The sequence below is a fragment of the Crossiella sp. CA198 genome (assembly GCF_052078295.1).
In the GTDB taxonomy this organism is placed as follows: Bacteria; Actinomycetota; Actinomycetes; order Mycobacteriales; family Pseudonocardiaceae; genus Crossiella.
The window spans coordinates 450712-475400 of record NZ_JBQJIM010000004.1; the positions used below are offsets into that span (position 1 = coordinate 450712).

Sequence of the window (24689 nt, forward strand, 5' to 3'; positions counted from 1 at the left end):
TCCTCAGCACCGAATCCGCCGGTGACCACGGCGGCCAGCCGGGCCAGCACGTCCGCGCTGACCTCGGCGGGCAGGTCGGCCAGACCGCCCCAGGTGTCGGGGTATTCGAGTGCGGCGACCCGGCCGAAGCCCCAGATCGCGGCCTGTTCCGGGTTGGTGTCCGCGTCACTGGTCAGGCACCACACCGGCGCGGTGATGCCCGCGTTGGTCAGTGCCTGCAAGGAAAGCGCGGTCTGTGGCAGGGACGGGGCGGTGAGCAGCAGCACGCCGCGCACCGGGCTGTCCGCCAGTCCGGCCAGGTCTGCCCGGTTCGACACGGTGACCCGCTCGGACGACTCGGCGACCAGGTCCAGCAGGCCGGGCAGCCAGTCCGGCTCGCCTTCGCCCGCCAGCACCAGCCAACGGCCTTCCGGCGTGGATGCGGACACCTCGGCCAGCTTGCGCCAGTCCACCCGGTAGCGCAGATCGTCCACAGTGGACTGACGGGTGACCGCAGGCGCGCTCGGCCAGTACCGCTCGCGCTGGAACGCGTAGGTGGGCAGCTCGACCCGGCGGGCGCCGGAGCCGGTGAAGAACGCGGCCCAGTCGACAGATACGCCGTGTACGTGCAGGGCCGAGATCGCGCTGAGGGTGGCCGGAACCTCGGGCCCTCCCTTGCGCAGCAACGGGATGCGCAGGGACTCGACGTCCTCGGGCAGGCAGCCCTCGGCCAGGCCGGACAGCACACCGTCCGGGCCGAGTTCGACGAAGTTGGCCACGCCCTGCTCGGCCAGGTACGCGATGCCGTCTGCGAACCGCACCGCCTGCCGGGCGTGCTGCACCCAGTATTCGGGCGAGCACAGCTGTTCCGCGGTAGCCAGGGCGCCGGTCAGGTTGGACACCACGGCCAGGCGCGGGGCCCGGTAGGTCAGCGTCCGGGCGACCGCGGCGAACTCGGCCAGCATCGGGTCCAGGTGCGGCGAGTGGAACGCGTGGCTCACCTTCAGCCGCGAGGTCCGGCGACCCATGGCCTTGAAGTGCTCGGCCACCTCGTCCACGGCGTCCGCGTCGCCGGAGACGACCAGCGAGCGGGGGCCGTTGATCGAGGCGATGGACACCCGATCCCGTTCCAGGGCCAGGAATTCGTCCTCGGTGGCTTCCACCGCGGTCATCGCGCCGCCGTCAGGCAGTGCGTCCATCAGTCGGGCGCGGGCCGCGACCAGCATGCAGGCGTCGGGGAGCGAGAGCACCTCGGCGACGTGTGCGGCGACCAGCTCGCCGATGGAGTGGCCGGTGACGTAGTCCGGCGTGATGCCCCAGGAGGTGAGCAGCCGGAACAGCGCCACCTCGACCGCGAACAGCGCGGGCTGGGCGAACCCGGTGCGGTGCAACAACTCCGCCTCGGGGCTGTCCGGCTCGGCGAAGAGCACCTCACGGAGCGGGCGGTCCAGTTCGGTGTCCAGGTGCGCGGCGACCTCGTCGAGCGCGTCGGCGAAGACCTCGAACCGCTGGTATAGCTCGGCGCCCATACCGGCGCGCTGGCTGCCCTGTCCGGTGAACAGGAACGCGGTGCGACCCCGCCGCGCCCGGCCGGTGACCAGCCCGGGAGCCGGTCGGCCTGCGCTCAGCTCGATCAGGCCCTGCCGCAGTTCGTCGAGATCGGCGGCGACCAGGGCGGCCCGGTGCTCGAACACCGCGCGGCCGGTGGCGGTGGCGGCGGCCAGATCGGTCACCGTCAGCGCCGCGCAGGAGTCCACAGTGGACAGTAGTCGGGTGGCCTGGGCCTGGAGGGCACGCGGGTTGCGGGCCGAGACCAGCACGGGCAGCGGGCCGTCGACCTGTTCGGCGGCGGCCCCTTCGGGCTGTTTGGGGGCCTGTTCCAGGACCAGGTGCACGTTGGTGCCGCTGAGCCCGAAGGAGGACACGCCCGCGCGGCGCGGCCTGCCGGTCTCCGGCCAGTCGGTCTGCTCGTGCAGCAGGTCGATCGACCCGGCGGTCCAGTCCACGTGCGTGGACGGGGTGTCCGCGTGCAGGGTCCTGGGCAGGACACCGTGTTGCAGGGCCTGCACCATCTTGATGACGCTGGCCACGCCGGAGGCCATCTGGGTGTGCCCGATGTTGGACTTGACCGAGCCGAGCAGCAGCGGCCGCTCCCGGTCCTGCCCGTAGGTGGCCAGCAGCGCGCGGGCCTCGATCGGGTCGCCGAGCGCGGTGCCGGTGCCGTGGCCCTCCACCGCGTCCACCTCGGCCGGACTGACCTGGGCGGCGGCCAATGCGTCCACGATGACCTGTTGCTGGGCCGCGCCACTCGGAGCGGTGAGGCCGTTGGAGGCGCCGTCAGAGTTGGCCGCCGAACCACGCAGCACGGCAAGGACCTGGTGCCCGTTGCGCTGGGCGTCGGAGAGTCGTTCCAGCAGCACCAGGCCAACACCCTCGGCCAGGGTCATGCCGTCGGCGCTGTCCGCGTAGGCCTTGCACCGCCCGTCGTGCGCGAGGACCTGCTGGCGGCTGAAGCCGATGAAGGAGTTCGGTGTGGACATGATCGCCACCCCGCCGGCCAGGGCCAGGCTGCTCTCGCCGGTCTTGAGCGAGCGGGCGGCCAGGTGGATAGCCATTAGCGAGGAGGAACACGCCGTGTCCAGGGTCAGCGAGGGACCCTCGAAGCCGAACAGGTAGTTGATCCGGCCGGAGATGATGCTCGGCAGCGCGCCGGTGACCAGGTGCCCGGCCACGTCGGCGGCGTCGGACTCGCTCTGTACGGCGGCGGCCGCGGCCACGTTGTAGTCGGTGTAGCTGGCCCCGATGAAGGTGCCGGTCCGGCTGCCGCGCAGGCCGTGCGGATCCAGCCCGGAACGCTCGAACGCCTCCCAGGCGGTTTCCAGCAGCAGGCGCTGCTGCGGGTCCATGGCGACGGCTTCCCGTGGCGAGACACCGAAGAAGCCGGGGTCGAAGTCGGCGGCCTCGTGCAGGAATCCGCCCTGCGCGTCGGCGAAGCCGTCGGTGATCCAGCCGCGGTCGGTGGGCAGGCCGGAGATGGCGTCCACGCCGTCCACAGCGAGCTGCCACAGGCCCTCGGGGGTGTTGGCGCCGCCGGGGTAGCGGCAGGCCATGCCGACGATCGCGATCGGCTCGTCGTCCACCGCGACCGAAGTTGTTGCGGCGGAGGGAATTGCCGGTGCGTTGCCGAGCAGTTCGCCCAGCAGGAAGGCGACCAGCGCGGTCGGGTTGGCGTGCTCGAAGACCAGGGTGGCGGGCAGGGTGAGCCCGGTGGCCCTAGCCAGGCGGTTGCGCAGGTCGACTGCCATCACCGAGTCGAACCCGGCCTCACGGAAGGCCCGGTGATCGGGCAGCGCGTCGCCGGACTTGTGGCCGAGCACGGTCGCGGCCTCGGCCCGCACCAGCTCCAGGAGCTTCTGCTCCCGCTGGGACGGGGCCAGGGCGAGCAACGTGGTGGCTAGTTCGCCACCAGCGGCGGGCCCGGCGGTGACCGCTTCTGCTTGGGGCTGCTGGATTGCCGGGATCTCGTCGAAGAGGGTGGTGGCCCTGGCGGCGGTGTAGACCGGGTAGTAGGTGGCCCAGTCCACATCGGCCACCGCGACCGCGGTCTCATCGGCGTCCAGCGCCGCGCGTAGCCCGGTGAGGGCGAGCGCGGGTTCCATGAAGGTCAGGCCGCTGCGCACGATCTGGCTCGGGTCGACCCGGCCCAGTTCCTTGTCATCGGCCCAGATGCCCCAGAACACGGCGGTGGCGGCCCGGCCCTGGGCGCGGCGGCGTTCGGCGAGGGCGTGCAGGTAGGCGTTGCCCGCGACGTAGGCCGCGTGCCTGCCGGTGCCCCACAGCCCGGCCACCGAGGAGAACAGCACGAACCGATCAAGTTGTGTGTCGGCGAAGACCTCGTCCAGGTTGGCCGCGCCGGTGACCTTGGCGGCCAGCACCCGGTCGAAGTCGACCGGGTTGGTCTCCTCGATCGAGGCCAGTTCGATGATCGCGGCCGCGTGGATCACGGTGCGGATATCCCGGCCCTGGCTGACCAGGCGATCGCGCAACGCGATCAGCGCGGCCTTGTCGGTGACGTCGCAGGCGGCGGCCTCGGCCTCGATGCCCAGTTCGGCGAGTTCCCTGAGCAGTGCGATCGAGCGCGGGTGTTCCGCGCCACCACGGCTGAGCAGCACCAGGTGGGTCAGGCCCTGCTCGACGGCCCAGCGGGCCACGTGCGGGGCCAAGGTGCCGGAGCCGCCGGTGATGATCGCGGTGCCGCGCGGGGTCCAGCGGTGCTGGCCGTTCGCGGGGGCCGCGGGCACCACCCGGCGGGCGTACAGGCTGCCGCCGCGCACGGCGAGCTGGTCCTCCGCGATGTCGCCGGAAAGTGCAGCCACCACGACGTTGTGGTCGGCGGCGGCGAGTTCGGCGGGCAGGTCCAGGACGCCGCCGAAGCGGTCGGCGTGTTCCAGGGCCGCGGTCCAGCCGAAGCCGCTGACCATGGCCTGCACCGGCCTGGAAACCTGGTCCGAGCCGCCGATGGCGAGCGCGCCGCGGGTGAGCAGCCAGAGCGGGGCCTCGACGGCAGCCGCGCCGAGGGCCTGGGTGAGCGCCAGGGTGGCGGACAAGCCCTGTGGCAGCGCGGAAAGCTCGGGGACCAGTGATTCGTCGATGGCCAGGGTGGAGAGCACTCCGGCGACGGGTTCGGTACCCAGGCGGGCTGCGATCTCGTCGCGGTTGGTGCCGGGGTTGTCCAGTCGCTGGACCTCAACACCTTGCCCAGCAAGGACTTCGGCGATCTGGGTGGCGAGTGGGTCCTCGGCGCCGGTGGTGACCAGCAGCCAGGTTCCGGTCAGCTGCGACTTGCGGCCGATCTTCTGCGGCACCCAGCGGGCCCGGTAGCGCCAGGAATCCACGGTGGCCGCCTGACCGCGTCGCCGCCGCCAGTCGGTCAGCGCCGGGAGCACGCTGGCCAGCGAGGCCGGGTCCACCCCGAAGTCCACGGCCAGCTCGGCCGGATCGGCCGCTTCCAGTGCCGCCCAGGCAGCGTCGTCGGACGCGCTGGCCTCGGTGGTAGGCATGATCGGGGTGAGCCAGAAGCTGTCGTGCTGGAAGGCGTAGGTGGGCAGGTCTACCCGCCGCGCGCCGGTTCCGGCGAAGGCCGCGGTCCAGTCCACGTCGACACCGCGCACGAACGCCTCGGCCACCGAGGTCAGCGCCCGGTCCAGACCGCCGTCCTCGCGGCGCAGGGTGCCGGTGACCACGATGGGCTTGCCGAGTTCGTCGGCGGTCTCCTGCACGGCCATGGTCAGCACCGGGTGGCTGCTGGCCTCGATGAACCGCCGGTACCCGGCCTTGATCAGGGCGCGCACCGCCGGGGCAAAGCCGACCTGCTCGCGCAGGTTGGTGTACCAGTACTCGGCGTCCATGCCGGTGGTGTCCAGCCAGTCGCCGGTCACCGTGGAATAGAAGGGAATCTGTGATTCGCGGGGCTGGATCGGCGCGAGGTCGGTGAGCAGGTCGGCGCTCAGGTTGGCCACGTGCGGGGAGTGCGAGGCGTAGTCCACCGCGACCCGGCGGAACCGGATCTCCTCCGCCGCCAGCTGTTCGCCGAGTGCGTCCAGGGCCTCGGGCACACCGCAGACCACCACCGAGCGCGGGCTGTTCAACGCGGCCAGGTGCAGGTGCTCACCCAGTCGCGGCAGCACTTCTTCGGCGGAGAGCGCCACCGACATCATGCCGCCGGAGCCACCCATCCGCCGCCGGATCGCCTGGCTGCGCAAGGCGACCACGCGGGCGCCGTCGGGCAGCGAGAGCGCGCCGGAGACGACCGCGGCGGCGATCTCACCCTGGGAGTGGCCGAGCACCGCGTCCGGCCGCACGCCATAGGACTGCCACAGCGCGGCCAGGGAGACCATCACCGCGAAAGAGGCGGGTTGCACCACGTCCACGAGTTCCAGGCTGGGCGCGTCCGGCGCGCCGCGGACCAGGTCGAGCAGCGAGAAGTCGATGAACGGGTCGAGTGCGGCGGCGCATTCGGCCATCCGGGCGGCGAAGACCGGCGACTCGTCCAAGAGTTTCGCGCCCATGCCGAGCCACTGCGCGCCCTGACCGGGGAAGACGAACAGGGTGCGGCCGTCGATATCGGCCACCCCGCTGATCACCCCGGGCGCGGACTCGCCGTTGGCCAGTGAGCGCACCAGGTCTTCGTGACCCTCGGCGTCGCTGATCAGCACCGCGCGGTGGTCGAAGGTGGAGCGGCTGGTCACCAGCGAGTAGCCCAGGTCCAGCGCGGAGGCGTCCACTGTGGACAGCTGTTCGGCCTGACCGCGCAAGGCGTTCTCGCTCTTGGCTGCCAGCACCAGCGGCACGGCGGCTGGCGGGGTCATCGGAACCGTGGCGGGCGCGGGCGGGGTGTCGTCCTGTTCCAGGATGACGTGCGCGTTGGTGCCGCTGATGCCGAAGGAGGACACCGCGGCCCGGCGCGGCCGGTCCCGCCGTTCCCACTCCACCGGCTCGGCCAGCGGAGTGACCGCGCTGGCACTCCAGTCCACGTGTGTGGACAGCGTGTCCACGTGCAGGGTCTTCGGCAGCTGCCCGTACCGCATCGCCATGATCATCTTGATCACACCGGCGACACCGGCGGCGGACTGGCTGTGCCCGATGTTGGACTTGATCGAGCCCAGCCACAGCGGCTGCTCGGGTGAGCGTTCCAGGCCGTAGGTCCGTTGCAGGGCCTGGGCTTCGATCGGATCGCCGAGCGCGGTGCCGGTGCCGTGCGCCTCGACCACGTCCACGTCGCCGGCGGTGAGCCGGGCGTTGGCCAGGGCCTGCCGGATGACGCGTTCCTGGGACGGGCCGTTGGGGGCGGTGAGGCCGTTGGAGGCGCCGTCGGAGTTGATCGCCGAGCCCTTGAGCACCGCGAGCACCGGGCGGCCGTCGCGGCGGGCGTCGGAAAGTCGTTGCAGGACAAGCATGCCGATGCCCTCGGCCAGCACCATGCCGTCGGCCTCATCGGAGAAGGCCTTGGACCGGCCGTCGGAGGCGAGGGCGCGCTGACGGCTGAAGGCGATCCACGGGCCCGGGTTGGGCATCACGGTGACGCCACCGGCGACGGCGAGGGTGGTCTCACCGTTGCGGAGTGCCTGCGCGGCAAGGTGAATCGCCACCAGCGAGGAGGAGCACGCGGTGTCCACGGTGACCGCGGGGCCTTCCAGGCCGAGCACGTAGGCGACCCGGCCGGAGAGGATGCTCGGGATGGTCCCGGTGACGACCTGGCCGTCGACCTCTTGGCCTGCCCCGTATTCGGTGTAGCTGGAGCCGACGTAGGTGCCGGTGAGCGTGCCACGCAAGGTCTGCGGGTCCAGTCCGGCCCGCTCGAACGCCTCCCAGGTGACTTCCAGGAGCAGCCGCTGCTGCGGGTCCATGCCCAGCGCTTCGCGCGGGGAAATGCCGAAGAAGGCGGGGTCGAAGGCGTCCGGGTCGGTGAGGAAGCCGCCCTGGGTGGTGTAGGTGGTGGTCGGGTTGTCCGGGTCCGGGTCGTAGATGGCGGTCTCGGGCCAGCCGCGCTCGGGCGGGAAGCCGGAAATGGCGTCCACGCCGTCGGCGACGAGTCGCCACAGCTGTTCCGGGTCGGTGATGCCACCGGGGTAGCGGCAGCTGAGGCCGACGATGGCGATCGGCTCGTCGGCGGCGATGGCGGCCACCGGACCGGTCACGCCGTCCCGGGTGCCGGAGATCTCCGCGCGCACGTACTTGGCGAGCGCCTCGGGCGTGGGGTGGTCGAAGACCATGGTGTTGGACAGCGGCCGGCCGGTGAGTTTGCCGAGTCGCCTGCGCAGTTCGATCGCGCCGAGCGAGTCGAAGCCGAGGTCGCGGAAGGCGCGGCGCTCGTTCAGTTCGGCCGGGCTGTCGTGGCCGAGGACGGCTGCCGCCTCGGCGCGGACCACGTCCACCAGCACCCGCAACTGGTCCACTTCGGACAGTCGGGCCAGGCGGGCGGTGAGTTCGGTCTGGGTGCCGGACTCGGGTGCGTCGGCGGCGGTCTCGACCAGTCCGGCCAGCAGTGCGCTGGGACGGCGGGAGGTGAAGACCTGGAGGTAGGTGGTCCAGTCGATGTCGGCGATCATCACCGCGGGCTGGTCACCGGCGAGCGCGCGGCGCAGTTCGGCCAGTGCGGGGCCGGTGAGCAGCGGGCGCATGCCGTGCCGGGCCAGGCGTTCGCGGGCGGTGTCGTCGGCAGCCAGTCCGGCCTCGGCCCACGGACCCCACCCGAGACTGGTCGCCTTGAAGCCACGGGCGCGCCGGTTCTCGGCGAGGGCGTCCAGGTAGGCGTTGGCCGCGCTGTAGGCGGCCTGGCCGCCGCTGCCCACGACTCCGGCGATGGAGCCGAAGAGCACGAACAGGTCCAGGTCGGACTCGGCGAGCAGGGCGTCCAGGTTGGCCGCGCCGAGCACCTTGGCCGCCATCGAGGCAGTGAGTTCGGCCGGGTCGGTGTCGACGATCGGGCGCAGTTCGCTGACCCCGGCCGCGTGCACCACACCGATCAGCGGGTACTCGGCGGGGACGGCGTCCAACACGGCGGCCAGGGCGTCCCGGTCGGCGGCGTCGCAGGCCCGGAAGTCCACCGTGGCGCCAAGTTCGGCCAGTTCGGCGGCCAGGGTGCGGGCGCCGGGGGCGTCCGGGCCCTTGCGGCTGGTGAGCACCAGGTGCCGGACGCCTGCGGTGGCCAGCCAGCGGGCGACCTCGCCGCCGAGTCCGCCGGTGCCGCCGGTGATCAGTACCGTGCCCTCGGTAGGCAGTTCGCCTGTGGGCTCAACACCTTCATGCCGCACCAGCCGACGCCCGAAGGCTCCGGCGGCGCGCAGTGCGAGCTGGTCCTCCCCCTGCCAGGCCGTGCCCAGCGCCCGGACCAGGTCGTCCGGGTTGGCGTCTTCGGCCAGGTCGATCAGACCGCCCCAACCGGCCGGGAACTCCAGCGCGGCAGCGCGGCCGTAGCCCCAGACCGTTGCCTGGTCGGGGTCAGGCGGCAGGTCCTCGGTCCCGGTGCACACGGCCTGCCGGGTGACAGTCCACAGTGGAGCTTCGACTCCGGCCGCTGCCAAGGCGCGCAACAGGTTGTGCGTGCCGATCAGCGGCTGGCCGGAGAGCACTCCGGTGACGGCCTGGTCCAGTTCGGCCAGCCGGGTCGGCAGCGCGGCGTCCAGGGTGAGCTGACGTACCTGCGCGCCATGGCTTTCCAGAGTCGCGGCGAGTTCATCCGCCACGTCCACCAGTAGCCACAACCCGGAAAGCTGCGGCACGGCAACGGATCCGAGTACTGCCCAGTCTGCCCGGTACCGCAGTTCCGCGGGTCGGGCGACCGGGGTGCTGGCGCGGGGCCAGAAGAGCTGGTGGTCGAAGGCGTAGGTGGGCAGGTCGAGCACGGTGCGGCCGGGACCGAAGAAGGCGTCCCAGTCCACGTCCACGCCCTGGATGTGCAAGCGCCCCAAGGCTTCGACGAGCGTTCGTTCCTCTTCGCGCTTGGCGCGCAGGGCGGGCACCGGTTCGATGTCGGCGTTCTCGCCAAGGGTTTCCGCGGCCATCGCGCAGAGCACGCTGTCCGGGCCGATCTCCACGAACGCGCCCACGCCGAGGCGGGCGGCGGTGCGGATGGCGTCGGCGAAGCGCACGGTGGCCCGGACCTGTCCGGCCCAGTACTCCGGTGTGCACAGTTCGGTGTCCTCGACCAGCTGGCCGGTCACCGTGGACACGATCGGGATGGTCGGCGGCTGGTAGTCCACTTCCCGGGCGACAGCCAGGAATTCGGTCAGCATGCCGTCCATATGCGGGGTGTGGAAGGCGTGGCTGGTGTTGAGCCGCCGGGTCCGCCTGCCCTGCTCGGCAAAGCGGGCGGCGACCGCCAGGGTGGCTTCCTCATCGCCGCCGAGCACCACCGAACGCGGCCCGTTGACGGCGCTGATCACCACGCCGTCGGTGAGTTCCGGTCGGACCTCTTCCTCGGTGGCCTGCACCGCGACCATCGCGCCGTCCTGGCGCAGGGCCTGCATCAGCCTGCCCCTGGCGACCACCAGCTTGGCGGCGTCGGACAGGGAGAACACCCCGGCGACGTGTGCGGCGGCGAGTTCGCCGATGGAGTGGCCGATCAGGAAGTCCGGCCGCACGCCCCAGGATTCCAGCAGCCGGTGCAGCGCGACTTCGAGGGCGAACATCGCGGGCTGGGTCCATTCGGTGCGGTCCAGCAGCTCGGCGTCCGCGGCGAACATCACCTCGGCCAGTGGGCGGTCCAGGTGCGGATCAACCGCGGCGAAGACCTCGTCCAGGGCGGTGGCGAAGACCGGGAACCGTTGGCGCAGTTCGGCTCCCATGCCGGGGCGCTGGCTGCCCTGGCCGGTGAACAACGCGGTCAGCCGCAGGTTCGGGCTGGCCTCGCCGGTGGCCACGGCCGGGCTGGGGCTACCGTCGGCGAGTGCGGTCAATGCCTTGCGCAGGGCCGAGGGGTCGGCGGCGGTGAGCACCGCGCGATGCTCGAACCGGGACCGGGTGGCCGCGAGGGAGTAGGCCAGGTCGGTGAGCCGGGTGGTCTCGGTGACCTGTGGCACGAGTCGGGATGCCTGGCGGCGCAACGCGGTGGCGCTGCGTGCGGACAGCAGCACCGGCGCGATGATCTCCGGCTCGGCCGGGATCTCCCGTGCGGCGGGCGCGGGCGGGGCCTCCAGGATGACGTGCGCGTTGGTGCCGCTGAAGCCGAAGGAGGACACCGCCGCGCGCCGTGGGCGGTCGGCTTCCGGCCACACGGTGGGTTCGGCCAGCAGGGACAGTGCGCCCTCGGCCCAGTCCACGTGCGAGGATGGGGTGTCCACGTGGAGGGTCTTGGGCACCTGGCCGTGCCGCATCGCGAGGACCATCTTGATGATCCCGGCGACACCGGCGGCGGCCTGGGTGTGCCCGATGTTGGACTTCACCGAGCCGAGCAGCACGGGTTCGGTGCGGTCCTGCCCGTAGGTGGCCAGCAGTGCGCGGGCCTCCACCGGGTCGCCGAGTGCGGTGCCGGTGCCGTGGCCCTCGATCACGTCAACGTCCGAAGTGGACAGTCCGGCGCCCGCGAGCGCGTCCCGGATGACCCGTTGCTGGGCGCCGCCGTTGGGGGCGGTGAGGCCGTTGGAGGAGCCGTCGGAGTTGACCGCGCTGCCACGCACCACGGCCAGGATCTGGTGGCCGTTGCGGATGGCGTCGGACTGGCGTTCCAGCACCACAACACCGACGCCCTCGGCCCAGCTCACGCCGTCGGCGGCGTCGGAATATGCCTTGCAGCGCCCGTCCTTGGCCAGGCCGCGCTGCCGGGAGAACTCGATGAAGGCACCCGGCGTGGCCATCACGGTGACACCACCGGCCAGGGCCAGGGTGCATTCGCCGGAGCGCAGGGCCTGCATGGCCCAGTGCATGGCGACCAGCGAGGAGGAGCACGCGGTGTCCACGGTGACCGCGGGGCCTTCCAGGCCGAGCGCGTAGGACACCCGGCCGGAGACGATGCTGCCGGAGGTGCCGGTGCCCGCGTGGCCCTCGAAGTCCGCACCGGCGAGCAGTGCGCCGTAGTCGCCGTACATGACCCCGGCGAACACGCCGGTCCGGCTGCCGCGCAACCGGCGTGGGTCGATGCCCGCGCGTTCGATGGCCTCCCAGGAGACTTCCAGCAAGAGCCGCTGCTGGGCGTCGGTGGCGAGGGCTTCGCGGGGGCCCATGCCGAAGAAGGCCGGGTCGAACTGGCCTGCGTCGCGCAGGAAGCCGCCGGAGCGGGTGTAGGCGGTGCCGGGGTGGTCGGGGTCCGGGTGGTAGAGGGTGGCCAGGTCCCAGCCGCGGTTGTCCGGGAAGCCGGTGATGGCGTCCCGGCCCTCGGCGAGCAGGCCCCACAGGTCGTCCGGGGAGCTGACGCCGCCGGGGTAGCGGCAGCCCATGCCGACGATGACGATCGGGTCGTCGCTGACCGCGCCGTAGGGCACAGCCGAGACGGCGGCTGGCCCGGCGACCGAGCCGCTTTCGCGGAGGATGTGTTCGACGAGTTCGCCCAGGTTGGGGTGGTCGAACACCAGGGTCGGGGACAGTCGCAGGCCGGTGGCGGCGCTGAGCCGGTTACGCAGTTCGACCGCGGTGAGCGAGTCGAAGCCGAGTTCGGCCAGCGGGCGGCCGGGGTCGATGGTGGTGCTGTCGGTGTGGCCAAGGACAGCGGCGATCTGCTGGGACACCAGGTCGGTGGCCTCGCGCTTGCCGAGTACGGCGCGCTGCTTGGGCCGCTGGCCGCCGAGCGGTCCGGCGGTGACCCGGCGGCGGGTCTGACCGAGCAGGCCGCGCAGCACCGAGGGCACCTCGGGGGCGGAGCGCAGCACGCCGAAGTCCAGGCGCACCGGCGCGAGCACCGGTTCCCCGGCTGCGATGGCGAGGTCGAACAGGGCCAGGCCGTCGGACTCGGACAGCGGCGGGGTGCCGAGTCGGCGCAGGCGCTGAACCTGGGCGCCGCCGAGTTCGGCGGTCATGCCCGCGGTCTCCGCCCACGGTCCCCAGGCGAGGGAGACGCCGGGCAGGCCGAGGGTGCGGCGGTGCGCGGTGAGTGCGTCCAGGAAGGCGTTGCCCGCGGCGTAGTTTCCCTGTCCTGGCGCGCCGAGCAGGCCGGCCAGGGAGGAGAACAGCACCAGGGTGGCGGTGTCGCCGAGGAGGTCATGGAGGTGCCAGGCGCCGTCGACCTTGGGCCGCAGCGCGGCGGTGAGCTGTTCGGCGGTGAGGGTGGAGATCACGCCGTCGGCGAGCACTCCGGCGGAGTGGCAGACCGCGGTGATCGGGTGCTCGGCTGGGACCTGGTGGAGCGCCTGGGAAAGTGAGTCACGGTCGGCGACATCGCAGGCGGCCACGGTGACCAGTGCGCCGAGTTCAGTCAACTCGGCGACGAGGTTCTCGGCACCGGCGGTGGCCAGGCCGCTGCGGCTGAGCAGCAGCAGGGAACGCACGCCGCGCGCGCTGACCAGGTGGCGGGCGAGCACCGCGCCGAGGCCGCTGAGGCCGCCGGTGATGACCACGGTGCCGTTCTCATCCCAGGCCGCCGGAGCGTCCTCGGCCGGGATCACCCTGGCCAGGCGAGCGGCCAGGATCTTGTTGTCCCGCAGGGCGAGTTGCGGTTCGGAACCGGCCAGCGCGGTGCGCACCAGCTCGGCGGAGTCGTTGGTGGCCGGGTCGAGGTCGAGCAGCCGGAAGCGGCCCGGGTGCTCGGCCTGCGCGGTGCGCACCAGGCCCCACACCGCGGCGGCGGCCGGATCGGTGACCGCGCCGGTCGCGCCGCGGGTGACAAAAATCAGTTCTGTGCCAGGGAATCGACTGTCCTCCAGCCAGTCCCGCAGCCGGACCAGCGCGGCGGCGGTCAGCTCGTGTGCGCCGGGTCGCGGGGATTCCTCGGTCCAGGTCTGGTGCAGCACCACCGTGGGCATCTCGCCCTCGGCCAGGCTGTCCAGGTCCGCGGCCAGCGGCAGGTCAAGCAGGTCTGCCAGGCCGAAGTGGTCCGGGCCGAGCAGACCGATCCGGGCCGGGGTGCTGGGGGCTTCGCCGGATTCGGTCCAGTCCAGGCGGTACAGGTTTCCGGTGGCCACCGGCGCGCTGCCACTCGGCGTGCGCAGCACCACGGCGCCGACCGCGGCGATCAGCGCGCCGGTGTGGTCGGAGATGGTCAGCGAGATCCGGTCACCGGCGGGCGTGAGCCGCACTCGCGCGGCCGGAGCACCTGCGGCGTGCAGGCGCACGTCCTCCCAGTGGAACGGCAGGCCGCCCCGCACGCTCGCGTCGAGTTCGGCCAGGTGCGCGGCGTGCAGTGCGGAGTCCAGGAGCACCGGGTGCAGCCCGAATTCGGCCGCGTCGCCCGCGACCTCGGCGGGCAGTTCGACCTCGGCGAAGACCTCGGTGCCGAGCTTCCAGGCGGCCCGCAGGCCCTGGAAACTCGGTCCATAGTGGACCCCACCGTCGCCCATGCCCGCATACAGCCCGGACACATCGACCGGCTCCGCGCCCGCGGGCGGCCACTCGGTCTCGCCCGCGATCCCTTCCAGGCCACCGCGTTCCAGGATGGCGGTGGCGTGTTTGGTCCAGGGCAGGTCGTCCTGGTCGTCCGGGCGGGAGTAGACGGCGACCTCGCGCCGCCCGTCCTCGTCCGGGCCGATCTGCAGCTGGAGCTGCACGCCGCCGTCGCCGGGCAGGCGCAGGGCGGTGGTGGTGGTCAGTTCGCGGATGTTGTCGCAGCCGACCTCATCGGCCGCGCGGGTGACCAGTTCGATCAGGGCCGCGCCGGGCAGCACCACGTCCTTGCCGACCCGGTGTCCGGCCAGCCAAGGGTGATCGCGCACGGCCAGTCGCCCGGTGAGCAGCGTGCCCTCGGAACCGGCGAGCGAGACGGTGGCGGCCAGCAGTGGGTGCCGGGCCGCGCTGAGCCCGGCCGAGCGCACGCTGCCGACGTCGGCGCGGTAGCCGTCCCTCGGCCAGAACCGCCTGCGCTGGAACGGATAGGTCGGCAGGTCCACCTCGGTGGCGTTGATGCCGTCGAAGTAGGCGGCCCAGCGCAGGGTCACGCCGCTGCCGTGCAGCACGGTGAGCGCGGTGGTGATCGCCTCGACCTCGCCGCGGTCCGGCCGCAGCACCGAGGTGATCGCGGGCGCGGGGTCGGCGCTGGCCAGGCTGCTCTCGGTGAGGGTGCCGAGGGTGGTGTCCGGGCCGAGTTCCAGGAAGGCGCGCACGCCGTGTTCGTGCAGCCAGGACACCGCGTCGGCGAAGCGCACGGTGGCCCGGATCTGCCCGGCCCAGTACTCGGCGCTGGTCAGTTCGGCCACGGTGGCCTGCACACCGGTGACGGTGGAGACGACCGGAATTCGGGGCGGCTGCGGGGAAAGGCCCTCGACCACGCGCTGGAACTCCGCCACGGCGGGGTCCATGTGCGGGGAGTGGAAGGCGTGCGAGACGTGCAGACGGCGAGTCCGCCTGCCCTGTTCGGCGAAGACCGCGGCGATCTCGGTGACCGCGTCCTCGTCGCCGGAGAGCACCACGTGCCGCGGCCCGTTCACCGCGGCCAGGGCCACCTGCGCTTCGCGACCGGCCAGCAGCGGGCGGACCTCGGCCTCGGTGGCGTCCACCGCGACCATCGCGCCACCGGTGGGCAGCGCCTGCATCAGCCGCGCCCGAGCGGCGACCAGCGTGGCCGCCTCGGTCAGGGTGAACACCCCGGCCACGTGCGCGGCGGCGATCTCGCCGACGGAGTGCCCGGCCAGGAAATCCGGGCTGACGCCCCAGGACTCCAGGAGCCGGAACAGGGCCACCTCGACCGCGAAGATCGCGGGCTGGGCAAATCCGGTGCGCGCCAGGGCTTCCGCGTCGGAGCCCCAGACGATCTCGCGCAGCGGGGTGTCCAGCAGCGGGTCGAACTCGGCCAGCACCGCGTCAAAAGTCTCGGCGAACACCGGGAAACGCCCGTGCAGTTCGCGGCCCATGGCCAGTCGCTGCGAGCCCTGCCCGGCGAAGAGCACGGCCAGCTTCGGCCGCTCGTGCACCACGCTGCCGACCGCCGCGCCCTCGGCCAGCTCGGCCAGTGCGGCGCGGGCGGCGTCGAGGTCGGCCACCACCAGCGCGGCGCGGTGCTCGAACGGCGAACGCGCCACCGCGAGGGAGTAGGCCAGGTCGGTGGTGTTCAGCCCGGGTTCGGTGTCCAGGCGGGCCACCAGGTTCGCGGCCTGTGCGCGCAGCGCGTCCGCGGTGCGACCGGCCACCAGCAGCGGCACCGGCCAGGTCTTGGGATCCGGTTTGGGTTCGGGCTTGGGCTCGGTGGCCTGCTCCTCCTCCGGCTCCAGCTCCAGGATCACGTGCGCGTTGGTGCCGCTGAGCCCGAAGGAGGACACGCCGGCGCGGCGCGGTTCCCCGGTCTCCGGCCACGGGGTGGCCTCGGTGAGCAGCTCGACCCGGCCGACGGTCCAGTCGACCTGATCAGTGGGCCTGCGCACGTGCAACGTCTGCGGGGCAAGGCCGTGCCGCATGGCCTGCACCATCTTGATCACACCGGCCACGCCCGCGGCGGACTGGGTGTGCCCCAGGTTCGACTTGATCGACCCCAGCAGCAACGGCCGCTCGCGGTCCCGGCCGTAGACGGCCAGCAGCGCCTCGGCCTCCACCGGGTCGCCCAGCGCCGTGCCGGTGCCGTGCGCCTCCACCACGTCCACCTGGCGCGGAGCCAGCCGGGCGTCCTGCAGGGCGGCTTCGATAACGCGTTGCTGGGACGGACCGTTCGGGGCGGTCAGCCCGTTGGACGCGCCGTCGGAGTTCACCGCCGAACCGCTGACCACCGCGAGGATCCGGTGGCCGTTGCGGCGGGCGTCGGAAAGGCGTTCCAGCATGAGCACGCCGACGCCCTCGGACCAGCCGGTGCCGTCGGCGTCGTCGGAGAAGGACCGGCAGTAGCCGTCCGCGGCCAGCCCGCCCTGCTTGTTGAACTCGGTGATGGTGCCCGGACTGGACATCACCGTGACCCCGCCGGCCAGTGCCAGCGAGCACTCCCCCGCGCGCAGTGCCCTGGCCGCCAGGTGCAGCGTGACCAGGGAGGTCGAACACGCGGTGTCCACGGTCAGCGTCGGGCCGACCAGTCCGAAGACGTAGGCCAACCGTCCACTCAGGACACTGGAGGTGGTGCCGGTGAGCGCGTACCCGCCGACGTTGTCCCGAGGGCCGAGCCGGTAGTCCTGCGGGATGGCGCCGACGAACACCCCGGTGCTGGAACCCTTGAGGGTGAGCGGATCCAGCCCGGAGCGTTCCATCGCCTCCCAGGAGACCTCCAGCAGCAGCCGCTGCTGCGGGTCCATGGCGAGGGCTTCGCGCGGGGAGATGCCGAAGAACTCCGGATCGAACATCGGTGCGTCGTAAAGGAAGCCGCCGGAAATGGGCGAGGCGGAACCGCCTTCGTCCAGGTACCAGCCGCGATCGGCCGGGAGGCTGCCGACCCCGTCGGACGCTGACTCGACCAGTCGCCACAGATCCTCGGGAGAGGTGATGTCGCCGGGGTAGCGACACGCCATCCCGATGATGGCGATCGGTTCGTGGGAGGCCGCCTCAAGCTCGTGCAGGCGGCGCCGGGTCCGTTGCAGGTCGGCGCTGGCACGCTTGAGGTAGTCGCGGAGTTTCTGTTCGTTGTCCATCGGCACCTGGTGTTGTCGGGGACTCGGTGAGCTACCAGGCCACAGGCAGCGAATCGACGCTCACGGCGAACCGATCGTCGTCCGCGCCCACGCCCAGCACCTCTGATAGCTCCGCGTCGAGTCGCAAGGTCGGAATCCGGGTGAACAAGGTGGTGAAGATGACGTCCAGCTCCATCCGCACCAGCGGAGCCCCGACGCAGTGCCACGCCCCGTGCGCGAACGTCAGGTGCTGATTGGGATTTCGCCGGAGGTCGATCCGCTCGGCGTCCGGGAACGCGCTCGGGTCGAAGTTGCCGACACCGAAGTCCGGCAACACGAGGTCGCCGCCGCGAATGGTCTCCCCGGCGATCTCGATGTCCTCCTGCGCGTAGTGCGGCAGCCAGAGACCGCCGACGTTGTTGGTGCGCAGTAGTTCCTCGATGGCGGTGGCCATCAGCTCCGGCTTGCTCATCAGTTCCTCGCGGAGGTCCGGACGAGTCAGCAGGCGCAGTGTTCCGTTCACCACGGCGGCCGAGGTGCTGCCGTGGCCTGCGAAGATCAGCATGATCGCCAGCGAGGCGAGGTTCCAGTCGTCCACCCGGTCGCTGAGCGCCGAGAGGAAGTCATCGCCCGGATTTAGGCGCTTCTCCGCGGCCAGTTCGGCCAGGAAGGACAGCGCGGCCATCCGGTCCGCCTCGTCGGCGTCCATCCGGTGCATGACATCGAGCAGTTCGAGCAGTTTCGTCCTGGCGTCCACGGGCACGCCGATCAGCTCGAACAGCACCAGACCTGGCACCGGCATGGCGAACTCGGCCCGCAGGTCCACCGGATGACCCTGGCTGAGCATCCGATCGATCGCCTCATCGACCACGGCCTGCACCCGGGGCCGCAGCGTCACCATTCGCTTGCGCGAGAAGTAAGGCGCCACCAGCCCGCGGACCTCGGCGTGGACCTCCCTAGGGTCCATGTCACCGACTTCGGTCGCGGCCATTTCCAGCATGGAGTTGTCGTAAACCCGGGGCGCGTTCCGCGGATCCGGGTGCGTGCGGCCAATCCTTCTGTCCACGAGCAGCGCGCGGATTTCCTCGAACCCCAGCACCAGCCAGGCGTGATCGCCGGTTGACGTGCGAACCCGCCACAGCGGCTTCTCCGCCAGCATGGCGAGCATGACCGGGTTGTCGGTCAGTGCGGGGACACGGAGGGATTCCAGGTCAACTGGCTGCTTTGACAAGGTGAAACCTTTCTTCCCGGGGCGGTTGCTCTGGGACCGGTACACCGAGTCTCACGTAGCTGCGAAGCGGAAATCCTTAGTGTCGGGACGGGGAAGCTAGAACCCACCGGCGTGTTGGCCGTTGTCGTACCCAGTCTTGGCCGAACTGGTACGCCTAGGCTGGTCCTGGGCGTACCAGTCCGGCCAACACGCCGTCCAGAACGGCCAACACGCCGTACGACAACGGCCAACACGGCGCGGGACTTCAGGTGGTGGGGACCGGCTCCGGGGTGAGGGCGGCCACGCTGGACTTGACCGAGGCCACTACCTGGGCGCCGTCCTCGTCGGAGATCGACTGGTGCAGGGGTAGCAGGATGGTGGTCTCCGCGGCCAGTTCGGTGCCGGGCAGGTCCGCGTCCACCGCGCCGTAGATGGGCACCCGGTGCAGTGGCGGGTAGCGGAAGGTGGTGTACACGCCGGCCGCGAGGAGGTCGGCGGCGATGCGGTCGCGCAGCGCGGTCTCGCACTGGATCCAGTAGAAGTAGCCGGAACTCCGGTGCCCGGCGGGCAGCGGCGGCGGGGTGGTCACGCCCGGCACGTCGGCCAGCAGCCGGTCGTAGGCCGCGGCGATCTCCAGCCTGCGCCCGACGAACCCCGGCAGTTTGGCCAGCTGCACGCTGCCGATCGCGCCGGTGATGTCGTTGCCCATGATCCGGCGGCCGAACTCCTCGATCTCCAGGTCCCACCAGCGCTGGGCGCGGGCCTTGGACTTGACGAACCCGCTGGCCGATTTGCCCAGCCCGAAGTAGGCCAGCCGCTTGGCCCTGGCCGCCACCTCGGGGTCGCGCGCGTAGAACATGCCGCCGTCGCCGGTGACCAGGATCTTCATCGCGTCGAAGCTCCACACCGCGATATCGCCGAAGGTCCCGCAGGCCCGACCGTCCACAGTGGACGCGACCGCGCAGGCGGCGTCCTCGATCAGGGTGATCTCCCGCTCCCGGCACAGCTTGGCGACCGCCTCGATATCGCCGGGCTGGCCGCCGAAGTGCAGGGTGAGCACCGCTTTGGTGGCCGGGGTCAGCGCCGCGGCGATGTGCTCGGCGCTGGGGTTCATCGTGGCCGGGTCCACATCGCAGAACACCGGGCGGGCCCCAGAAGCGGCGACCGCGTTGCCCGCGGCGACGAAGTGGGCCGAGGGCAGCACCACATCGTCACCGGGACCCAGCCCGAGCAGTTCGATGGCCAGGAACAGCCCGGAGGTGGCACTGTTGATGTGGAAGACCTGCTCGGCGGGCACGTCGAGGTGCGCGGCGAACTCGGCTTCGAAGGCCGCCGCCCGCGCCCCATACCCCAGCCAGTTGCTCTCGAACACCTCAGCGACCGCCGCCGCCTCCTCCGCCCCGAGCGAAGGCTGGAACACATTGATCTTGGCCATCAGGCCCCTCCTACCTAGACGGTCCCCACCCACCGAGTGTTGGCCGTTGTCGTACGCCACGTTGGCCGAACTTGTACGCCGCTTTGGCCGTTCTGGTACGCCGCTTTGGCCCTGGGCGTACCAGAACGGCCAACACTGTGTACGACAACGGCCAACACTCCGGTGGGGTGGGGTCAGTTCGGCGCGGTGGCGACGAACAGGCCCCGGCCGGTCGGGGGGCCCGGGTGGTACTGGACGGTCAGGCCGGCGGACTCGAACGCGTCGGTGTACTCGCTGATGTGGAACAGGGACAGCACGTCCAGCTCGGTGAAGCTCTCCACCCCGGTGTGGTCGGCCACGGTGTAGTGGATGGTCATCCGGCTGGTGTTGCCGTCCTTGACGGTGTGCGAGACGCGGGTGATGGCCTGCTCGCTGTCCTGGTAGGCCGAGGCGGCGAAGTAGCCGGGCAGGAAGGTCTCCGGCGTCCACCACGGCTCCACGATGACCACGCCGCCGGGGTTGAGGTGCGCGGCCATCCGGCTCAGCACGGTCTTCAGCTCACCCACCGAGGTCGGATACGCGATGCTGTAACACATGCAGGTGATCGCGTCGTAGCGCTTGCCGAGGTCGAACTCGCGCATGTCGGCCTCGACGATGTCGGCCGAGGGCAGCTTGGTCCTGGCCACCTCGCACATCCCGGCGGACAGCTCAACGCCGTCGGCGATCTCGAAGTGCTGGGCCATGGTGACCAGGTGGTTGCCGGTGCCACAGGCCACGTCCAGCACCGAGCTGGCGCCCGGCTTCAACGTCTTGATCCTGGTGGCCAGCATCTCGGCCTCGGCGCCCCAGTCCTTGCCGTTGCGGGTGCCGTAGACCACGTCGTAGATCGCTGCCTGGCGGTGTCCGTACTCGGTGCCCATAGGTCATCTCTCCGTGTCAGGTCGTCCGGGCGCCCCGCCGCCCTGGTGCGCGCGGACGCGCTCGGTCAGCAGTGGGATCAGCTCAGCGGGGAAAGGCAGGGTGTCCAGCTCCCGCCGGAAGCGGGCCGCGCCCTCGCGGAACTCCGGTTCGGTGAGCAGCCGGGACAGCGCCGCCTTGGCCTTCTCCGGGGTGAAGTCCTCGGCGGCGAGCACCAGCCCGTTGCCGGTGGCGGCCACCCCGCGCGCCACGTTGTGCTCACCCCAGTTGGGCACCGGGCAGAGCAGCTGCGGCACCTCGTGCACGCCGGCGGTCATCACCGAGCCCTCGCCCGCGTGGTTGATGATCACCGCGCAGGTGGGCAGGATCTGGCTCAGCGGCACGTAGTCGATGATCCGCAGGTTCTCCGGTGGGTTCTCGATCGGCTTGGTCTTGTCCAGGGTGACCACCAGCTCGATGTCCAGCTCGCACAGCGTGCGCACGGTGTCCTCGAAGCTGGATCCGCTGACGTGGAACAACAATCGGCCGCGCCCGGAGGTGCCGAAGGTCATCACCACCCGGGGCCGCGGCGGCGGGGTGGTCGCCCAGCCCTGGGTGACCGCGCCGCCGTTGTAGGGCGCCCAGCGCATCGGCAGGTAGTCGATGTCGGTGGGGATCCGCCAGCCCGCCGGCCGCTGGTCGATGCTGGACTCGCCGAGGATCTGGGTTTCGCTGAACTCCAGGCCGTAGGGCTCCAGCATCGGGGCCATCATCCAGTCCAGCGAGCCCTCGATGATCATGTCGCCGGTGGGCTCGCGGCGGGAGTAGCGTTCCCACAGCCAGCCCACGTTGTCCTGTCCCCACAACAGCCGGGCGTGCGGGATGCCGGTGGCCTCGGCGGCGACCGCGGCCTGGATGCACAGCGGGTCCCACAGCACCAGATCCGGTTTCCAGTCCCGGCACAGCGCCACCAGCTCAGGCAGATCGGGCGTGTGCAAGGAAAGGGCGCCGACCAGGGTCAGCCATGCCTTGTGCCACGGCTCATCCTCCTCGCCGCGGATGGCCAGGTCGTTGTCCAGGTCCTCCAGGTCGTGCAGGTTCGCGTTGAACTCCAGCATGGCCTGCATGCGCTCGTTGTCGCAGGAGCCGAAGGCGATCGCGGGCAGCCCGCTCTGGCCGACCTCGTGCGCCATCGACGGGTGCACCGCCACCCGCACCTCGTGGCACTGGGCCTGCAACGACCAGGCCAGCGGCACCATCGGGTAGACGTGCGCCGCAGCCGGGAAGCTGACAAAAAGTACCCGCACAGCCGAACTCCGTCCTAAGTAGACTTACCAGGCCCATGCCTCGGGCCCCGGTCCGCCGTTGCCGACGGGCGGGAAGATCAGTTCCAGCTCTTCCAGCAATGGCGCGGGCAGTTCCAGCTCCATCGCGTTGAGCGCGCCGATGAGCTGCTCGGCGGTGCGCGGTCCGATCACCGGGGCGGTGACTCCCGGCTGGTTCATCACCCAGGCCATGCCGACCTCGGCCGGGTCCAGTCCGTGGCTCTCACACAGCTTCTCGTAGCTGGCGATCGCGTCCCCGTGCTTGGGCATGGCCACCTGCGCCCGGCCCTGCGCGGTCTTGACCGCCGAGCCCTCGGCCATCTTGCGCAGCGCGCCGGAGAGCAGCCCGCCGTGCAGTGGCGACCAGGGCAGCACGGCCAGCCCGTACTTCTGCGCGGCCGGGATCAGTTCCAGTTCCACCGCCCTGGTGACCAGGTTGTACACGCAGCTTTCCGCGACCAGCCCGAGGAAATTCCGTTCCCTGGCACTGGCCTGCGCCTCCACCAGGTGCCAGCCTGCGAAGTTGGAGGACCCCACGTAGCGGATTTTTCCTTGCGCCACCAGGTGTTCCATCGCCTGCCACACCTCCTCCCAGGGCGCGGACCGGTCGATGTGGTGCATGAACAGCACGTCGATCCAGTCGGTGCGCAGCCGCTTGAGCGAGGCTTCGCAGGAGGCGATGATGTTGCGTGCGGACAGCCCGGAGTCATTCGGCAGGTCGGTCATCGGGTTGCCGACCTTGGTGGAGAGCACCACCTTCTCCCGGCGCAGCCCGCCGAGCGCGAAGTAGTCGCCGAGCAGTTCCTCGGTGTAGCCCTTGTGTTTCTGCCAGCCGTAGAGGTTGGCGGTGTCGAGGAAGTTGACCCCGCGCTCCAGCGCCAGGTCCAGCAGATCCACCGCCTCCTGCTCGGTGGTGCGCACGCCGAGATTCAGCGTGCCGAAGCAGATCGGGCTGACCCGCAACGCGGTCCGCCCCAGGGTGGTGTACTCCATCGCTGGTCTCCTCGGCCGGGCGATCAGTGGGGGGACCGCAGGGCCTGCGGCGCCGGTGCCAGTTCGCCGTTGACCAGTTCCATGATCAGGTCCGCGCCACGCTCCCGGCCACCCGCGGCCTGCTGGATCGCGGCGATGCGTTCGGCGGCCTGCCGGAAGCTGGGTTCGGTGAGCACCCTGGTCAGTTTGGCGGCGATGTCCTCAGGTTCGATCAGGTGCGGGCGGTTGACCGTCAGGCTCAGCCCGAAGGCCTCACCGCGCCGGGCGATGTCGTGGCAGTCGGCGAACATCGGCCGGGTCACCATCGGCTTGCCAAAGTAGAGACTCTCGTGGAACCCGTTGCTGCCCGCGTGAGTGAAGAACACCTTGACACTCGGGTGGGCCAGCACATCAAACTGCGACGGCAGCCAGGACTCCACCCGCAGATTCGGCGGCAGTTCGGCGGCAGGCGGCAACAGCTCATGCCGCTCCTTGGGCAGATTCCAAAACACGTGGTGCCGCCCGTTGAGCTTCCGCGCGACCTCCACAATCCCGGCCACCTCAGCCCGGTTGAGCCGCTGCAAAGTGCCGAGCCCGATGTACACCACCGACTCGCGCTCATCCAGCCACTCACTGACCGGATTCGGCCCCGGCGCCTCCGGCAACGGCGGCACCATCGCCCCCGTCAACCGCAACCCCTCCGGCCGCGGGAACGGAAAGTCCACCTCCGCCACCGAGAACACCATCACAAACTTCGACTCGGTGACCTGCCCATCCGCCCGGGTGTCCTCCCGCCGGATCCCCGCCTCCTGCTGAAGCTTCACGTACTCCGTCAGGTGCGGCCGCATCTTCTTGCCCATGTACATCGCCAGCGTCCGCAACCCGAACAGCATGTTCTTCAGCTTCTGCACCGGGTTCATCGGGAACGGCAGCCCCGTGTTGGGCCGCGGGAAGTGCTTCGGCAGGTGCGACTTCGCCATCAACGGCACCCACGAGGCGTACGAGTGACTGGGCAGGAACGGCAACGTCGCCACAAACGGAATCTTCCGCGCGATGGCGAGAGCATGCGCGAACCCACTCGCGCTCTCGATCACCATCAACGCCGGCTTCAACTCATCCACCGCAGCAGTCAGCCGCCGATACTCCTCAGCCATCAACTTCGGCTGCATGACCATCTGCAACGATTCCCGGTGCGAGACGAACTTGGACCGGCTGGCGAACCGCGCGTACGCCGCATCGTCCATTGTGGACAGCGACAACTCCGGCGGCCCCGCCCCCAGCGAGACGAACTTCAGCCCCCGCTCCTCGATCTGCGCCCGCCGCGACTCGTCCGTGGCGTACCAGACCTCCGGCACCCCCCGGTCAACCAGCTCACCGGCCAGCACCAGCATCGGATTGAGCAGCCCACTCTCCGGCCTGCTCACGAACAGGATCGGCCGCCGGTCGCCCACACTCATCCCCAGCACCTTCCGGAAGACAACACAACTACCTTTCTCACACACCCACCCCCGGGTTTTCCCGAGTCTTCGCCGCTCTCATCCGGCGTGTTGGCCGAACTCGTACGGCGTGTTGGCCGTTCTCGTACGCCGAGTTGGCCCAAGTCGTACTGACGTGCCCCGAAAAATCCGGACTCGACCCAAAAGGAAAATATCACGCCACCGACTGGTTCACAAACCACCCGGCCAAAACCTCCGCAGGAGGTCGGTAACCCAACCCCGAATGAAGCCGAC

7 protein-coding genes (1 of these 7 running past the window's edge) are annotated in these 24689 nt (G+C 70.9%); all 7 read right to left on the reverse strand.

Annotation, left to right across the window (positions count from 1 at the left end; genetic code table 11):
- On the reverse strand, positions 1–17162 hold the 5' portion of the coding sequence (locus ACTOWY_RS08850; RefSeq protein ID WP_441309115.1) for a type I polyketide synthase. Its footprint begins 5593 nt before the window's first position; only the first 17162 of its 22755 coding nucleotides appear in the window; the start codon lies at positions 17160–17162; its stop codon lies beyond the left edge, outside the window.
- Between the two features lie 31 nt (positions 17163–17193).
- The gene (locus ACTOWY_RS08855; protein ID WP_441309116.1) at positions 17194–18372 is read right to left on the reverse strand and encodes a cytochrome P450; all 1179 of its coding nucleotides are present in this window, start codon (positions 18370–18372) and stop codon (positions 17194–17196) included.
- Between the two features lie 244 nt (positions 18373–18616).
- Positions 18617–19786, reverse strand: a complete 1170-nt coding sequence (locus ACTOWY_RS08860; protein WP_441309117.1) for a DegT/DnrJ/EryC1/StrS aminotransferase family protein — start codon at positions 19784–19786, stop codon at positions 18617–18619.
- Positions 19787–19959: 173 nt separating this feature from the next.
- A complete protein-coding gene (locus tag ACTOWY_RS08865) occupies positions 19960–20685 on the reverse strand; it encodes a class I SAM-dependent methyltransferase (RefSeq protein ID WP_441309118.1) in 726 nt (241 codons plus the stop codon).
- Positions 20686–20688: 3 nt separating this feature from the next.
- A complete protein-coding gene (locus ACTOWY_RS08870; protein ID WP_441309119.1) occupies positions 20689–21969 on the reverse strand; it encodes a nucleotide disphospho-sugar-binding domain-containing protein in 1281 nt (426 codons plus the stop codon).
- Positions 21970–21993: 24 nt separating this feature from the next.
- Positions 21994–22980 carry an aldo/keto reductase gene (locus ACTOWY_RS08875; protein WP_441309120.1) on the reverse strand — a complete coding sequence of 329 codons (987 nt, stop codon included), beginning with the start codon at positions 22978–22980 and terminating at the stop codon, positions 21994–21996.
- Positions 22981–23003: 23 nt separating this feature from the next.
- Complete coding sequence (locus ACTOWY_RS08880) at positions 23004–24416, reverse strand: glycosyltransferase (protein ID WP_441309121.1); 1413 nt, start codon at positions 24414–24416, stop codon at positions 23004–23006.
- Positions 24417–24689 lie beyond the last annotated feature (273 nt).

Coding starts and splice junctions, on each gene's coding strand:
- ACTOWY_RS08880 (WP_441309121.1), bottom strand. CDS start 24,416: ATGAGTGTGGGCGACCGGCGGCCGATCCTGTTCGTGAGCAGGCCGGAG.
- ACTOWY_RS08875 (WP_441309120.1), bottom strand. CDS start 22,980: ATGGAGTACACCACCCTGGGGCGGACCGCGTTGCGGGTCAGCCCGATC.
- ACTOWY_RS08865 (WP_441309118.1), bottom strand. CDS start 20,685: ATGGGCACCGAGTACGGACACCGCCAGGCAGCGATCTACGACGTGGTC.
- ACTOWY_RS08860 (WP_441309117.1), bottom strand. CDS start 19,786: ATGGCCAAGATCAATGTGTTCCAGCCTTCGCTCGGGGCGGAGGAGGCG.